We start from the raw sequence: 16,781 nt of genomic DNA on the forward strand, positions 1-16,781 counted from the left end.
GGCGAACTCAGGGCGCCGGCGGCGGCGCGCCCTCCGAGGCTTCGCTCGATGAAGGTGCGGGACGTGCCGGCACGGAGGTGCCTTCGGGGCCCTGACGTGAGGAGGGTGCGGAGCCTCCGCCGCCGACTCCGGGCCCCTCGTCGCGCGTCGGCTGCTCTCCCGGACGGGGCGCGTCCACCTTCACACGGGAGCCATCCGTCACTTCGTCGCGCGCGGAGCCGAGGAGCACCACGTCGCCCTGCTGGAGTCCCTGGCGCACCTCGACGCGCTGCTCGACGTCGTCTCGCAGTCCCAGCGTGATGGGCACATGCTCCACCCGCTCGTCTCGCACGCGCATCACCCCGGGCTTGCCCTCGGTGTCATCCACCGCGCCCAGCGGGATGGACAGCGCTCGCACGGCCTTCGCGGCCACGCGGCCCTCGGCGAACAACCCCGCGAGGAGCTGGAGGTCCGTGTTCGGAATCGCCACGTAGATGCGCACCTGCCCCGTGTTCGGGTCCACCACCGGGTTGATGCGCTCCACCTGTCCGGTGAAGGAGTTGTCTCCGTAGCCGGTGACCTTGAACTCCACCGGCGTCTGGACCTTCACCTGGTCCAGGTTCGCCGCCGGCACCGACGCCTCCAGGCGCAGCGTGCGCGGGTCCACCACCGTGAACAATGGGGAGCCCGGTTGCACGACGTCGCCCACGCTCGCCTGCCGCTCGCTCACCACGCCCGCGAAGGGCGCCACCACCCGCGTGCGTCCGAGCTGCTCCCGCGCCAGCGTCTGACGCGAGTGCGCCTCCGCGAGCTGCCCCTTCGCCTGCGCCACCGACAACTGCGCCCGCTCGAAGTCGCGCTGGGTGATGACCCCCGCCTTGGCCAGCTTCGCGCTGCGCTCCTGCTCGGCCTCGGCCACCCGCAAGGCATTGCGCGCCGTCGAAACCGCCGTGCGGGTGGCGATGAGCTGGTCCCTCAACGTCGCATCGTCGATGCGCGCGAGCTCCTGCCCCTTCTTCACCACCTGCCCCTGCTGGGCCTTGATGTCGAGGACCGTGCCGCCCACCTGCGCGCGCACCGCCGCCGCGGTGCGGGCTTGGAGCGTTCCGGAGATGCCAGGGCCGGAGCGCAGCTCGCTCGGCTCCGCGAGCGCCACGTTCTCCTGCCCCAGGTTCACCACGGGCTCCGCGGGCGGTGCCGGCTCTCCCGAGCCCTTCTTGCACCCGGCCACCACGCAAGCCGCCGCCAGCAGCAGGCCCCACGTCCCGCCAGCCGCCATCCGTCTCGTCCGTTGGGCTCGTCTCACCGCGCGTCTCCGTCCTCCGCCGGTCCCTCCCCTGCCCCCGGCGGGCGGGCTAAACGTGGTGTCGGCCCCTTGCCGCCGGAAGTCGCACGCCTCTGCTCCTCGCCCCAGGAGACAGAGGCAGGCCGCCCGCTCACGCCCTGGATGGGCAGCCAGGCCCACCAGGCGCTCGACTACAGCGGCCCTTGCGCCACCGCCGGCGGGACTTCGCTCATCAGCAGCGTGCCGAGCAGGAAGTTCTGCTGCTGGCCACACGTCGGAAGCGACGAGCGCGAGGCACACGTGATTTCCCGCGCACCCGCCCGAGTCGTCGGCGCACGGCAGCGGGCGCCCTCGGCGTCCCACTCCGCCTCCACGGCCCAGCTCTCGGAGTCGTGCTGCACGCCCGAGGCGTCGTACAGGTTCACCCAGTTCCCATCCACCGTGTACGAGGTGCCGTTGCCACAGAAGTCCGCGCGCACCATGCGGGTGCAGGCCTGGTGCAGCGGCGCCATGCTGTGTCCCGTCGTCGTGGTGGCCCACGGGCGGTAGCCGAAGCGCACGCACTTGGCGATGGCCGCGCCCTCGCACGCGAAGGTGAAGGTCTGCGTGTCCTCGATTTTCGCGCCGCCGCCCGCGACCCCCTCGCGGTAGTCCCAGCGCCCCACCATCGGAATGGCGTTGAGCGCGGAGCCATCCGCGGCCTGACACGCGGGCTTCCACGTGTTGTCCGCCAGCGAGTAGTACGAGACGCGGTAGGTCCAGACGTCGTCGCTCCCCGGCTGGATGTCGTCCACGCGCAGCGCGACGGTGTCGCCACTGCCCAGCTCACCGACGAAGCGCGCGCCCACGAAGTCCACGCCGGACAGCACCGAGCCGTCCTGCGCATCGGCGCGGAACACGCTGCCGTCCAGCCACGTCCGCATCAGTGAGGGAGCGCCCGGGTCCGCGCGCTCGACGCCCGCGAAGCGCACCGCCACCAGCATCTGCCCCAGCTCGTCTCCGTTGAGATTGCGCCCGTTGAGATTGCGTCCATTCAGGTTGCGCCCGTTTGGAGAGGACAGCTCGGCCACCTGGGTTCCCAGCGTGTCCTGTGCGCCCTCATCCACCGAGTTCCCACACCCCACCAGCCCGCAGGCGATGACCATCGCCCCCACCATCCGCCACGCCACCATGCCCCGTACCTCCCCGACCCCGCCCGACTCCGACTGGACTCAAGGTTCGCAGGAGCCTGCCCGCTCGCAAGCCGGAGTGATGACCGAACGACACACGCATCGTCCGCGGGGAGCCAGCGTGCAAGCACGCTTGGACAGTCGGGCGGTTCCAACGTCCGGTAGCTGGGATGCTCCCTCTGCGTGCGAGCGAGCATCCCTCAGGGTGCGGGCGAGGGCAGGTCCGCGCACACGCGCAGGCCCATCGTCACGTCGCGCAGCGAGGGCTCTGGCAGCTCCCGGTTCGTCGCGCGCGCGGAGGTCGCCGCGAAGGAGAAGCTCCCACCGCGCGCCACCGCACGGCCTGGCTCCAGCCATGAGCGCGTCCACTCCCAGACATTGCCGGCCATGTCGTCCACGCCGAAGGGACTGCGCGACGCGGGGTGACTGCCCACCTCGTCCGGGCCGAAGCCTCCCGGCTGCTTGCCGTACGTGGCGTCGATGTTGGCGTCGTCCGCGCCCAGCCGGTCGCCATGAGGGAACTCGCGTCCGTCCACGCCGCGCGCCGCGCGCTCCCACTCCAGCTCCGAGCACAACCTCGCGCCCGGCACCCGGTCGCTGAACGACAGCCACGACACGTACTTCTCCGCGTCCGCGAAGGAGATGCCGCTCACCGGGAAGCGGCGCCAGTCCTGCTCGCCCCGCCGCGTGCGATTCGCATAGCGCACGGGCTCTCCCGCGCGCGCCTCGTATGGCACGTTGCCGGGCTGGAAGCGCAGCCGCCAGACCCCGTCCACCTGGTCGAGCGAGAGGTGTCCCGCGTACCCGCCCGTGCCCACGTGGGGCCGGTGCGAGGCGCGCGGCTCGACAGACATCGACTCCAGGAAGGCGAGCCAGTCGGCATACGTCACCTCATGGCGCGCGATGAGGAAGCCGGGCACCTGCACCGCGTGCTGCGGCACCGCGTTGAAGAACTCGCGGACGCTCGCATCTGCGGCGCTGCCGAAGCGCACCTCTCCCGGCGGCACGAAGACGTAGTCCGTGGGAATCGCACCCACGCGAGGCAGCCGAAGCTCCAGCCGCCGAGCCTCTCCGCGTCTCAGCAACAAGGGCTGCGTCACCGGCTCGTGGTCCGGCGCGCGCAACGTGAGCTGGTAGAGCCCGGGCGGGACGGAGACGTCCATCCACGGCTCCGACTCCAGCGGCAGCGGAGCACCTGGCTGCTCGTCGCCGAGCGCATCGCGCATCAACGGACGCAGCTCCACCTCGACGTCGTGCGCGGCGACGTCCAGGGTGAGGCGCGCGGGCGCGGTCCACCGCGTCCAGCGCTCGCCCCGCGAGTCATAGAGCCGCAGGCGTTGCAGGAGCGTGGGCAGCGCCGAGACTTCGCCTTCCTGCTCGGCCCACAGGGCCCGCTCGAAGAGGAAGTCCGCGAGCGCGTCGCGAACGTCCGGTCGCTCCGGCGCCAGGGCCAGGGCCCGCTCCAGTCGACCGGAGACTCCGTCGAAGCGGTGCCGCAGTTGCGCGGCCCGGGCCACGCTCTTGCTCCACAGCCGGTCCGCGTCGGGCTTCTGGCCGCTGCCATAGAGACGGAAGGCCTCGGCGCGCTCGGAGTGGAGCAGGTCCTTCGTCTCCACCACCGTCTCCAGGGAGTGCTGGGCTTCGTCCAGTTCGGCGCGCACCTGACGCTCCAGGCTCCAGCGCTCGCGCAGCTTCAGGCCGCCGTAGACCAGGCCCAGCGACAGGATGAAGCCCACGGTCAGCGCATGTCGCACGCCCCGGCTGCGCACGAGCGTGCGTCGCGAGGCGCGCAGGAAGTCCTGCTCGCGGCGCGTCAGCTCGCCCGAGTCCAGCACCGCCGCCTCGGCGAGCTGGCGCGGCCCCCACAGCAGCTCGCGCGAGTGGTTCAGCTTCTCCCAGTGCGCGGCGGCGGTCTCCAGCAGGGCCTGCACCTCCCGGCGCTCGGCGGCCTCCGCGAGCCAGCGCGCCAGGGAGTTCCAACCGGACAGCAGCGCCTCGTGGGCGAGCTCGTAGGACGTTCCTTCCGGCGCCTCGCGCGCCACCAGCAGCCGGGCCCGGACGAGTGCCTCCAGCGCGGCGCGATAGCGCACGTCCTCTCCCGCGAGCTCCCGGTCCGTCTTGCGCGCGCGGGTGCCGTCGGCGGTGACGAGCCGCAGCAGCACGCCTCTCGCCGCGACGCGCTGGTCTGGCAGGAGCCGCTCCACCGCGGCGTCCGCGTGTTTCGCCAGCGCGCCCGCCACGCCGCCCAGCGAGTCCAGCGCGGCCTGGGTAATCACCTGCGCCTTCGCGTCGCGAGCCTCCCACAGCTCCGCGAGCGCGAACTGGAGCAGCGGGAGCCCGCCCTCGGCCGCGGCCGTGACGAGCGAGTCCACCAGCGCCTCCGACTCGAAGCGCACGCCCTTCACGCGCGCGGGGCCGGTGACGGCCTCCCGGGTCTCCTCGGCGGTGAGCGCGCGCAGCAGGTACAGCGCGCGAGGGACTTCCGCGCCCAGGCCCGGCACGGAGGTGAGCCGGGTGAGGAAGTCGCTGCGACTGGAGGCCAGCAGGCGCACGCCACTGGCGCCTTCCGCGAGCCCGCCCAGGGCCTGTCCCGCCAGCGCAGCTTCGAGGGGCTCGGCCAGGGTCGCCAGTTCCTCGAGTTGATCCACGTAGACGAGCAGGCCCTCGCGCGCGCCCAGGCGGGCCCGGAGCCTGCGCACCAGGCCCGAGGGCTCCGAGCGGAGTGCCTCGGCCAGCGGCTCCTCTTCCATCGACAGGAGAGGCGCGAGCGCCGCGGCGAGGGCGGCGACGGGCTTGCGGCCCGGCACCAGTCGGACGGAGTGCCAGCGCCGCCCGTCCTCCAGTCCGCCTTCGGCCACGGAGGGGAGGATGCCGGCCAGACAGAGGGAGGACTTGCCCACGCCGGAGTCACCGGTGATGAGCAGGAAGGACTCGGAGCGCAGCCGCTCCAGGACGGCGCGGCACTCGCGGCGACGGCCGAAGAAGAGGGCGCGGTGCTCGGCTTCGAAGGCACGCAGGCCCCGGTAGGGATTGCCCTCGGGCACGTGCGTGGGGGCGTCCTCGCGCGACAGGGCCTCGAGCGCCTCCAGCAGCAGCGCGGCGGAGCCGAAGCGCTCGGAGGGCTCGCGACGCAGGCACCGGTCGATGACCCCGGCGAAGGTGGCGTCGACATGGGGCGCGACGGTGGCCAGGGGCAGCGCGTCCTGGGTGCGGACCACGTGGGGCAGCTCGCGCCAGACGACGTCGCGGAAGGGCCCGCGGCCGACGCACAGCTCGTAGAGGACGACGCCCAGCGAGTACACGTCGCTGCGCGCCGTCAGGTCCTCGCCCGCCCAGGCCTCGGGGGACATGTAGTAGGGCGTGCCCACCAGCGCGCCCTGCGGCAGCGAGGGCAGGAAGACACCGTCCAGCGAGCGCGCGGAGAAGTGCGGGTTGGCCTCCGGGTCCAGGTCCGCCGGCAGTTCTGGCGGGGGAGCGTTCCGGGGCGGCGCGGCGTCGTCCGGGCCGGCGGCGCTGTCCAGGAGCTTGGCGAGCCCGAAGTCGAGCAGCTTCACGGCGCCGCTCTCGGTGAGCACGGCGTTGCCGGGTTTGATATCGCGGTGGAGCACGCCTCGACGGTGGGCGGCGCTCAGGCCCCTAGCCAAATCCCGGCCGATGGTGAGCACGCGCTCCCAGCGCAGGGGCTTCACCAACCGGTCCAGGCTCACGCCCCGGATGAACTCCGAGACGAGGTAGGGCTGCTCGTCGAGCTGTCCCACCCGGTAGAGCGTGACGACATTGGGGTGCTGGATGCGCGCGGCGGCACGGGCCTCGACGAGGAAGCGGGCCAGGGCATTGGGGCCGAGCGAGGGGATGAACTTCACCGCCACCGGGCGTTCGAGGAGCGTGTCCTGGGCCAGGTACACGCGGCCGGTCCGCCCTCGACCGATGGGCCGCACGATTCGGTACTCGTCGAACTCCAGGGGCGGCGCCCACGCGTCTGGCGGCGAGGCTGCAGGGATTCCCACCAGGAGGGCGTATGCATCCCCGCTGGGAACGGCAACCCTCCCCGGCGTGGAACACCTCCGGGCGCGGTAGAGGGGCTCTGGGAAGTGTCAGGTGGTGGGCATTCACCCTTCGCTACGGACTCAGCCCTCCTGGCCTTCCCGCTTACGCGCCTTGCTCGGCTTGAGCATGTTGCGGATCTTGTTTTCCAGGTCCTGAGGCAGGCACGGCTTGGCGACGAACTCGTCGGCGCCGGCTTCACGTGCGTGCTCCGCGTTGCCGGCGAGGACGTGTCCCGTCAGGGCCATCACTGGGATGTCGCGAGTACGCAGGTCCTGCTTGATGCGCCGGGTGGCTTCCCAGCCGTCCATGACGGGCAGGGACAGGTCCATGAGGATGATGTCCGGCTCGTTCGACTGGGCCTTCTCCACCGCCTCCATGCCATCGCGGGCGGTATCCACCTCGAAGCCGACGAACTCCAGATACTCCGCATACATCTCGCGGGCATCGTCGAAGTCATCGACGACCAGGACCCGCCTGCGTCCCCCCTGGGACGCGTCCGGGCTTGTGCCCGGCACCAGCTCTTCGGAAGTGGGGGTGGCCGTGCGCGTCATGGAACAGGCGCCTCGTGTGTAGGGGAACAGCGGTGGACAATCTATGCACGCATCCACCCTGGCGCCCACCCCACCGCGACTCGGGAACCCCCTGCCCACCGTTCAATGGAGAACGGTGGGGGACACATCACCACCGCACAGGCACGCGGATCAGCTCACTCGTTGGAGATGTAGACCCGGATGGGCCACACGTTCGGCGCGGTGGATTCGGCCCGAACCATGAGGACGCGGCCCGAAGGCATGACCGCGAACAAGGGATACTTGCTTCGGGCTCCCTCAGGAAGGGGCCGGAGCAGCCCTCCCCAATCCTCCCAGGCCCCATCACGCAAGCGGCGGACATAAAACGACTCTGCCTGCTCCGGGACTTCCGCCTCTCGCAACAGGACCACCGGGTTTCCTGCCGGGTCCAAGGACAATCCCAAGGCGGCAACCTGCGTCGCTCCCGCGAAGCGGCCCGCCATCGGTGCCCCAAGCTGAACCCAATCCAATCCATCCCATGCGCGAAGCCGGACCTCATCCCCAGAAGAAGCCAGGAGGTTGAGGGGACGCTCCAAGGCATCCAACCCCCATACACCCCCGGGATTCTGGGAAGGAAGGGGAATGGCCTGCCAGCTTCCCGCCTGCCACCGTCGCATGTATCCCCAATCATCTCCCGTGGTGCTCCACTCGGTCCACCTCACGAGAGGGCCCTGCGCACCACGAAAGTCCATGCGCGGCCCTATCATCGACGCTGTCGGGACCACCTTGAGCGCCGCTCCCAACTGAGACCAGTGGTCGCTCTCCCATCTCCAGACCAAGAGCTGAGATCCCTCAAAGTTCCCCGAGGCGAAGCCCAGATACCACTGCCCTGCCGCGCTCCTACCCAGGGCGACACTCCAGGGATTGAGTGGGCTTGGAACGGGCGCACCCATGGCTTCCCAACCTGTTCCGTTCCAACGATGCACATAGACCACCGAGCCGTGAAATTCGCTCCAGGCCACGACGGGCTCATCGTTGGCATCCAATGCAAGGGCAAGGCCCGTAGGAAGCTGAGAGGGAGAGTCCGTGCGCAACCCGGCTCCCAACAACTCCCAGGTCTCTCCGGTCCACCGGCGCACGTACACCCCGTTTCGGAGCTCATCGACCCAGGCCACGACCGGCCGTCCAGCAGTGTCCAACTGGAGCGCCTCATAGAGCGCTGACGTGTCTGTCCTCGACTCCGTGAACAAGAAATCGCCGAGCGGCAAGAAGCCAGGCAGGGACCAACTCCACGCCTCCCCGGCCGGCACTGAGTTGCCCGCCACGTCCGTCACCGAGTCAGCGAACATCACCTTCACGAGCACATCGAGTGGAGGACGTGAAAGCGGACTCACGGTCACCGTCGTTCCATCGACGGAGAGGGACACGTCCGCGGCGATGATGTTCGCGCCCGCGAACATCCGAACGGAAGTCGAATGGACGGTCGCCGAATCCAACCGCTCCGAGAAGACGGCCTGGACCACATGATTCACGGGAACCAAGGCAGCACCTGTCGAAGGAGTGCGCGAAACCCATGACGGAGCAGACCGGTCCACGGTGAGCGGTTGCGGCGCGCTAAGAAACACCTTGGAACCAAGAGTCGCGCGAATGTGCAGCACGTGTTGTCCCTCCGCGAGGCCTTGGGTATCCAACTGCTTCATGTACGGGGGGAGGAGCGTCGCCACGCTCTCGCCATCGACCAACAGCTCCACCAACTCTGGAGTGGGGCCATTCAACTCAACCGACACACCGAGGGAACCATTCGTGGCGGTCCTCGACGTGACGAGCACCAACTGCAGAGAGGGCACACCTGAATCGGGCGTCGAGGCATCTCCTGGCGCGACAGGCCCTGCGTCCGTGTCTTCAGCGACGGGTTGGACTTCAGGAATGTCGATGCAGGCTCCCGCCATGAGCCCCAGGAAGATGAAAGAGACGCGAAGAAAGGAAAGGGACATGGTGTGAAGCCGTGGCAAGCCCTGTTCCAGCTCAAGGCAGGCGCCGAAAGCCCCTCATGCCAGGAAGCAGGTGCGCGCCTGGGTGTGGAGCGCCAGGAATGCGTATCCCGGAACATGGACTCGCGTCTACGCACCAGGATTTGGACCCAGAAACACCAACGCCTCCGTGAGCAAGCTCACGGAGGCGCGGTCATGATTCATTGAAGCAATGTCGAAGGGCTCAAGCCCTGTCGGATGTTACGGAGCAGGCACCGGAACCGGCTGGGTCGCGATGCTATTGACCGTCAGGTCCACGGTGAGCGGCTGGCCCCAGATGCTCTGGTAGGTCTCGGTGACACCACGCTCCGCCAGCTTCGAGAACGCGACCTGCATCGACGTGGTGCTCGGGATGATTCCCACGCCAGAGTAGACGAACGAGTAACGGGTGCTGTACCCCGAGGTGGTGATGGGGAAGACAGGCAACTCGGGCTGCTGCACACGAGTCTGGTAGGGAGCCGTGGGCTCGTTGATGCTCAGCACGAAACCCTGACCACTGTAGTTGCCCACTTCGCCAAACGACCCACGACCCACGGTCCCGTTGTTGTCGATGTCGACGTTGAAGAAGACCTGCACCTTCGAACCGTCAGCGAACACGGGCGGAGTGAAGAGGGGGGAGCTGAAGTTGATGTAGACGAGCTCACCCGTGTTGAGCTGCTGCGAGGTGGGCGCCGTCAACGACGTCTCCTGATAACGCGCCTCCGCGATGGTCACCGGCGTCACGGTGCCGGTCTCGCCACCGAAGAAGAAGCCGGTGCGGGAGTAGAGGTTGCCGGTCTCCGCGGAGACAGCGCGCAGGTCCAGGTTGTACTCCTTGCCCGTCTGCACCACGCCGTTGCCCGGCGTGACAGTGGCGCTGTAGCCACCATTGCCCAGAGCCACGGTGACGGGCAGCGCCTCCTTGGCGTACTCGTCCGTCAGACGCACCAGCAAGGAGCTCGGCTGCACGGGGTGGTTGAAGTACAGGTAGATGGGCTCGCCCGGCCGCACCATGTTGCGCAGCGGATGCGGATCCGCGGCACCCCGCAGCATCGCCACGTTGCTGCCCTCGACGGTCAGCGTCGCGTTCGTCGGCCGCGAGTTGGGCAGGTTGATGAGGCGCGTGGTCCCAGAGGCCACCACGTCGCTGGCGAAGTAGCTGCTCACGTAGCCGTTGGTCTCCGGCACGCCGTCACTGTTGGAGTCCACCGCGGACACCCACAGCCGGTACTGGCCCTGGTTCAGGCGCGCCAGTTCCTGCGCGGCCGGGATGCCCTGGAACACCAGCGCGCCCTGGTCGTCGGACGTCGCCTCGACGACCACCGTGCTCACCACGCGCGTGGTGCTGTCGTTGTTCGCCAGGATGATGGTGCCCGCGGGCGAGGCCTCGAGCGTCGCGCGCACGTTCGCCGCGGGACGGCCCTGCGGCGTCACCAGCAGGAAGCGCAGCGAGCCGTCGAGTCGCGTCAGCGTCACGGGGCCGAAGCTCACGTTCGCGTTGTTGATGGGCACGTTGCCCGCCGACGACGGAATCGTCGACGTGGCCCGCAGCGTGGCATAGCCCGCCTTGGTGAAGGTCAGCAGCACCTGGGAGCCGGCCGGGACGTCCTTGAACTCGAAGTTGCCCTTCGCATCCGTCGTCCCAGCGAGCGGATCCGCGGAGCTGCCGATGGTGATTTCCACCGAGGCCTCGGCGAGCGGCTTCAGGTCCGTGCTCAACACCTGGCCCGACACCGTCCCCTTCGGCGTCGCGGGCGTCACCACCGTCACGCTGTCCGGCTCACGGATACCGTCGGCGATGCCGTCACCGTTCTCGTCCTTGAAATCATCACCGCACCCCAGCGCCAAGAACGGCACCACGGCCATGACCAGATGCTTCTTCATCATCCCCACCTTGAAAAGATTTGCTTGAGCTCTCACGCCCCCAACCATGAAAGAGCGTGGGGCGGACACTCTCCGACCCGGCCCCTTCACGTCAAGCAGGCGACAGTCGCACTCCCCCTCGCCCCAAACCGCGAACACCACGCCCTGGGGCGATCACAACACACCCCTCCCATTCTCTTAGTTTCCAGAGGGTCTGACGAGACCCTCCCTTGCGCGATGCGTCTTCAGAGCGCCCTGCCCTGGCGAAAAACGACTGCTACGGTGGCCCCATGGTGGATGTGAATGAGCCGTGTCTCGGCTGTGCCATCACACGCGGCGAGCACCGCCCCGTGGGGGGCATCCTGGCCCGGGCTCCAGGGCTGGTGCTGCATGGCGTCGCGGGCCCCAGTCCCGTTCCCGGCTGGGTCGTCATCTCCAGCGAGCAACATGCACGTGCCTGGTACGAGTTGGATGACGCCACGGCGCGGGAGCTGGGTGGGTTCGCCGCTCGGGTGATGCGCGCCCAACGCGAGGTGCTGGGCGCCGAGCACGCATACGCCTTCGCCATCGGCGACGTGCTCCGCCACTGCCACCTGCACCTGGTGCCGCGCTTCCGGGAGACTCCGCGGCGACTGTGGGGCCGCGCGGTGTTCGACGCGGCCCCGGTGGATCATCTCCCCTCGGAGGCGCTGGAGGCCGCCGCTCGCTCGCTCGCCGCCGCACTGGCGGACTGAGGTCACCCTCCAGGCCCCATGGTAGACAGCGACCTCCCTCCCCTGGAGAGAGGTACCGCCGTGTCGTCCGAGTCCCGCAGCCGCGTCCTCGCGAAGATGCTCGAGCGGCTCTACGCCGCGCTCGCGTCCGGACCCAGCCTCAACTGCCGCCCCCACCACAGTCGCCAGCGCCTGGACCTCTCCGTGCTGAGCCGACTGGACGGCACTCCACCTCACGCGGTGCTGGCCGCGCTGCTCGGAGACAAGGCCTCGGCCCGGCTCACCGTGAAGCCGCTCCCCAAGTCGGGCTCGTCCGGACTCTCGACGTCACTCGAAGGCACTCGGGCCAGCGCGGACGACATGCGCGCGCCTCGCGTGGAACTCGAGGCCGACGACGATGAAACAGTCTCAACGTCGACGCGAGCCGAGGAGGAACAACAGGCCCTGCTGCGCAAGCTCGCGGCCATCGTCGAGGACGCCCGCATCTTCGAGCAGGACACCGGCGCGCATGTCCTCCACGTCGGCTTCCCCTTGCTGCACCTGCCCCCGAGCACCAAGGACAAGCGCGGCTTCGGCACCCGGCGCATCCTCGCGCCCATCGCCTTCGTCCCCGTGCGCATCACCGTGAAGAAGGGACGCGCGACGGCGGTCGAGCTGGAAGGCGCCGAAGAAGGCGTGGACCGCGTCGCACCCAACACCGCGTTGCTCGCGTGGCTCGAACAACAGACGGGGGAGCGCTTCGGCGAGCTGTTCGCCGATGAGGAGGGTGTAGACCCCTGGCGCGAGGTCAACGAACTGGCGGCCCTCGTCTCCAAGGCGTTGGAGCTGCCTGCTCCAGCGACCTTCTCGCCCGAGACGCTCCTGGCTCCCGTGCCCCGCTCGGACGAGGAAGGCGCCACGGCCTCCATCATCCCCAGCGCCGTGCTCGGCTTGTATCCGTTGTCGAATCAGAGCCTCGTGGATGACATGCGCGCGCTCGTGGACGGCGAGCCCATCTCCGGTCCGCTGGAGAGCTTCCTGCGAGTGGATGTGTCGCTCGGGCAGGTCGCTCACTCGGGCGGCGGTGAGCGGAACCTGGAGGGGCTCAAGCTCGCCGCCGAGGAACGGCTCGTCACCATCGCGGACCCTTGTCAGGCCCGTGCGGTGCGACTGGCGCGCAGCCGTCGAGGGCTCGTCATCCATGGGCCTCCTGGCACCGGCAAGTCGCAGACCATCGCCAATGCCATCGGCGACCACCTCGCCCGAGGTGAGCGGGTGCTGTTCGTCTGCGACAAACGCACGGCGCTCGACGTCGTGAAGCACCGGCTGGACCACCTGGGCCTGGGCAATCTGTGCGCCGTCGTGCACGACGCACAGAGAGATCAGCGGGACCTCTATATGGGCATCCGCGAACAGCTCGACACCCTGCCCGAAGCGCGGACCCACGCCGCCGTGACGAAGGAGCTGTCCAGCGTGGACGAGGAGATCCAAACCCTCCACGACGAGCTCAGCACCGCCGAGCGCGCCCTCTCCGAGCGCCCCGCCGGCGGCACCGCTCCCTCCTTCCACGAGTTGGTGGGCCAGTGGCTCTCCCTGGAGACTCCCGCCGCGCTCAGTCCCGCCACGTCGTCCCTCGCCTCCGCGCGGCTGGGTGATGTCATCCCGCGCGAGCGCGAGACACGCGAAGTCCTGGAGCGCGCGCTCAAGGAAGGCTACCCGGACAATCCCTGGCGCGAAGCCCTGGGCGTGGACCTGGCCACGTACCTCGCCACGCCGCTGGCCACCTGGCGCGAGCGCCTGAGCACCACGGTCGACGCGGCCCGTGACGCCGACTCCCTCGCATCCCCGAACATCCCCTCCTTTGGCGCGGAGCCCGAAGCCGAGGGCACCGCTCGCGCCCACTTCGCCGGGCAGCTTGCTCCGTTGCTGGAGACCGCGAGCCCTGAAGCGCTCGCGCGCTGGAGCGTCGCTTCCACGGACGCCGTGCGGACCGCGAAGGCCCAGCTCGATGGGCTCGCGCCCCAGGTGAAGGTGCTCTCCGAGGGGCCACTCGATACGGAACTCGCGTTGATTCAGCGTGAGCAGCCCCAGTCACTGGGCGCGCTGTCCACGGCGCTCGCCACGCTGGGCGCGTATCTGGGCATCGCCAGCAAGTGGTACGCCTTCTTCTGCTTTGCTCGGAAGGCGGGCGCTCGCAAGGTGCTCCAGCAGTTCGGCCTCACGCTGGGTGCCGCCGCCGCTGACCGTGTCAGTCGATTCCTCACTGGCGCTCGTGCCCGCGCGCTGCTGAGCGAGTTCCACCGCTCCACGCTGGCTCCGATTTCCACCAGGACGCAGAGCTCGGCCGTGGGCCTGACCTACCCCGGTGAGGCTCCGAGCTCCGCCGGAGGCCTCTCCACCTTCGCGAGCCTTCCCGATGAGCTGCTGTCGCGGGACCTGCGCACTCACAGCGCCCTCTTCGACGTACTGGGCACGCTGGACAACACGCCTCTGCTCGCCTCGTGCCGCGACGCCGTGCGCCGGGCCCTGACGGGAGACGCCTCCGCTCGCGCCGCGCTGCTCACGGCCCTCCGTCAATCTCCCGCCCGAGGCGCGGCGGTGGCGAAACTGGAGAAGCGCCTCTCCGAAACAGGACTCCTCTCCTCGACGTGGCTCGCCACCCGCTCGCGCGAGCTGCGCGCTGGCGCCCAACTGCTCCCCATCACCTCCGCTTTCCATGCACGTCTGTCCACCGTGGAGGGAATGCTGCGCCTGCGCTCGTTGCTGTCCGGCATGCCGCCCACGCTGGAGACCGCGGTGGAAGCCCTGGCACGCCAGGGCGTGGACGCGGACACGGGATGGACGTCCGTCCTCAAGGCCACGCTCGCCGCGGAGGCGTCCTCACGCCTGCGTGAAGACCCCGCCCTCCAGCACGTCGACGCCGAGCGCGCCCAGGCCACCCAGGCCCGATACCGCGTGCTCGAGGAGAAGAAGCGCGGACTCGTCCGCGACGCCATCCTCCACCGGTGGACGCAGCGCCAGCGCGAGCGCCTGCTCGCCAGCACCGGAGGACGACTCAACACCCAGGGCGCGGAGCTGCGCCGCCGCCTCATGCTCCGAGGCGAGCGCGCCATGCGCGTGCGGCAGGTCATCGCCACCGGCCTCGAACTCGAAGGCGGAGACCCGCTCTTCGACGCCCGCCCCGTGTGGATGGCCAGCCCCCAGACGGTGGCGCAAATCTTCCCGCGCCGCCCCATCTTCGATGTCGTCATCTTCGACGAGTCCTCCCAGTGCCGACTCGAGGAGGCCCTGCCCGTCCTCACCCGCGCCAGGCGCGTCGTCATCGCCGGAGACCCGAAGCAACTCCCGCCCACCCGCTTCTTCGAGTCCGCCGTGGTGCAGAGCCAGGACACCGAAGCTGAAACGGAGCAGGGCCTCTTCGAGGACCAGCAGTCCGAGGTGGAAGACCTGCTCTCCGCCGCGCTCAATCTGGACATCGACCAGTGCTACCTCGACGTCCACTACCGCTCGCGGGATGCGGACCTCATCGCCTTCAGCAACGAGCACTTCTACGACAAGCGGCTCCAGGCCATCCCCGCGCATCCCTCGCACCGCGCACCCCACGCGCCCCTGAGCCTGCTCCCCGTGGGCGGCACCTACGAGAAGCGGGTGAATCTCACCGAGGCCCGCGCCGTGGGCCAGCTCGTGAAGGAACTGCTCGCCCGCCCCGAGCCTCCCTCCATCGGCATCGCCTGCTTCAACCTCTCACAGCGCGACGCCATCACCGACGTCCTCGATGAACTGTCCGCGGAGGACTCCATCTTCGCCGCCCGGCTCGCCGCCGCTCGCACCCGCCGTGGCGCCGGCTCCTTCGAGGGCCTCTTCGTCAAGAACCTCGAGAACGTCCAGGGCGACGAGCGAGACCACCTCATCATCAGCACCACCTACGGGCCCGACCGACAGGGACGTTTCTACCGACGCTTCGGCCCGCTCGGCAGCGCGGGCGGAGGGCGGCGCCTCAACGTGCTCGTCACCCGCGCCCGCCAGCAGGTGCACCTGGTCACCTCCATTCCTCGCGACGCGTACACCGCCCTGCCGCCCGTGGAGTCCGGCCGCCAACCCAACGGAGGCTGGCTCCTCTTCGCCTACCTCCAGTTCGCTGAACGCATCGCCCACGCCCACGCGGAGGCCACTCGCGACGACGCGCTCCCCATCTCCGAGCCCTCCACTCCGCGCGAACTCGTCGTGCGCGAGCGGGAGACCGAGGCGGACTCCGTGTTCGCCCGCGCACTGGCGTCACACCTCGCGCGACGCCACCACGTGTCCTCCGACGTGAACTGGGGCAATGACGGCTTCTGCGTGGACCTCGCCCTGCACCACCCCACCGTCCCGGGCGACGTCACCGTCGGCCTGCTCTGCGACGGCACGCGCTACCCCAAGGCCGCCGACCGTGTGGAGTGGGACCTCTTCCGCACCGCCGTGCTCGAAGGCCAGGGCTGGAAGCTCGTCCGACTCTGGACGCCCCACTTCTTCAGGGACCCGGAAGGAGCCACCACCCACGTGCTCCAGACGGTGGGCGACCTCCTCATGCGCCAGCCCGCGACGGCGCAGGCCACGGAGACCTCCGGCAAGCGCGTCATGCACTGAGCTTCAGGGCGTCTTCGGCGTCGACTCCGGAAGCCACAGGATGCCCAGCTCCAGCTCCACCGCCTCGAAGGGCTCGGCACGCACACGCTCGTCCCCTGTATACGTGCCCAGCTCCACCCAGCGGCCGCCCTCCAGGCGAAACACCTCCAGCGTCCGCTCCTTGGGGTCCACCAGCCAGACATGGCGCACGCCTTCTCGGGCGTAGATGCGCTTCTTCCGCACCCGGTCCAGTGACGCCGTGGACGGAGAGAGCACCTCGCAGACCCAGTCCGGCGCCAGGGTGAAGTACGGCGCGTTCGGCATCTCCGGCATCCGCTCCCGACGCCAGCCCGCCAGGTCCGGCACCAGCACGTCCTGACCGAAGTGCAGCTCCGGCTCCACCAGCAACAGCCAACCTCCAGGCCCTCCCCGGCCCCGCTCGAAGGGTCCGTAGAGCTCGCCCTGAAGGCGGGAATTCGCTCTCGCATGCGGGCTCGCCGGCCGGGGCATGGCGATGAGCTCCCCGTCGATTATCTGCCCGACCATGTTCTCCGGCAGTGCGAGCAGGTCCTCGTACGTCGCCGGCCGCTTCGGTCCCTCACCCATTCCCTCGCTCCTCTCCC

At 69.5% G+C, this 16,781-nt stretch carries 9 protein-coding genes; 2 read left to right on the forward strand and 7 right to left on the reverse strand.

Annotated features, from left to right (window positions below; genetic code table 11):
* Positions 1 to 7: 7 nt before the first annotated feature.
* The 6 genes from G4D83_RS05920 to G4D83_RS05945 all read right to left on the reverse strand — a co-directional run bounded on the left by G4D83_RS05920 (position 8) and on the right by G4D83_RS05945 (position 10,885).
* A complete protein-coding gene (locus G4D83_RS05920; protein ID WP_163863629.1) occupies positions 8 to 1,258 on the reverse strand; it encodes an efflux RND transporter periplasmic adaptor subunit in 1,251 nt (416 codons plus the stop codon).
* A gap of 197 nt (positions 1,259 to 1,455) precedes the next feature.
* Positions 1,456 to 2,436, reverse strand: coding sequence for an ADYC domain-containing protein (locus tag G4D83_RS05925; RefSeq protein WP_163863631.1), 981 nt, complete (start codon positions 2,434 to 2,436; stop codon positions 1,456 to 1,458).
* 197 nt (positions 2,437 to 2,633) lie between these two features.
* A complete protein-coding gene (locus G4D83_RS05930; protein ID WP_163863633.1) occupies positions 2,634 to 6,440 on the reverse strand; it encodes an nSTAND1 domain-containing NTPase in 3,807 nt (1,268 codons plus the stop codon).
* A gap of 120 nt (positions 6,441 to 6,560) precedes the next feature.
* A complete protein-coding gene (locus G4D83_RS05935; RefSeq protein WP_163863636.1) occupies positions 6,561 to 7,031 on the reverse strand; it encodes a response regulator in 471 nt (156 codons plus the stop codon).
* Positions 7,032 to 7,186: 155 nt separating this feature from the next.
* Positions 7,187 to 8,983 (reverse strand): Ig-like domain-containing domain, encoded by a 1,797-nt coding sequence (locus G4D83_RS05940; protein WP_163863638.1) that lies wholly within the window; start codon positions 8,981 to 8,983, stop codon positions 7,187 to 7,189.
* 237 nt (positions 8,984 to 9,220) lie between these two features.
* Positions 9,221 to 10,885, reverse strand: coding sequence for a carboxypeptidase-like regulatory domain-containing protein (locus G4D83_RS05945; RefSeq protein WP_163863640.1), 1,665 nt, complete (start codon positions 10,883 to 10,885; stop codon positions 9,221 to 9,223).
* A gap of 266 nt (positions 10,886 to 11,151) precedes the next feature.
* On the opposite strand from G4D83_RS05945, the gene G4D83_RS05950 reads away from it, so the two are divergent.
* Both G4D83_RS05950 and G4D83_RS05955 read left to right on the forward strand, forming a co-directional pair.
* Positions 11,152 to 11,595, forward strand: coding sequence for an HIT family protein (locus G4D83_RS05950; RefSeq protein ID WP_163863642.1), 444 nt, complete (start codon positions 11,152 to 11,154; stop codon positions 11,593 to 11,595).
* A 60-nt stretch (positions 11,596 to 11,655) separates the two neighbouring features.
* Complete coding sequence (locus G4D83_RS05955) at positions 11,656 to 16,179, forward strand: AAA domain-containing protein (RefSeq protein ID WP_163863644.1); 4,524 nt, start codon at positions 11,656 to 11,658, stop codon at positions 16,177 to 16,179.
* Between the two features lie 3 nt (positions 16,180 to 16,182).
* Here G4D83_RS05955 and G4D83_RS05960 read toward each other — a convergent pair whose 3' ends face one another.
* Positions 16,183 to 16,764, reverse strand: coding sequence for a Uma2 family endonuclease (locus tag G4D83_RS05960; protein WP_163863646.1), 582 nt, complete (start codon positions 16,762 to 16,764; stop codon positions 16,183 to 16,185).
* Positions 16,765 to 16,781: the final 17 nt, after the last annotated feature.

It is taken from the genome of Myxococcus eversor (assembly GCF_010894455.1).
Lineage (GTDB): Bacteria > Myxococcota > Myxococcia > Myxococcales > Myxococcaceae > Myxococcus > Myxococcus eversor.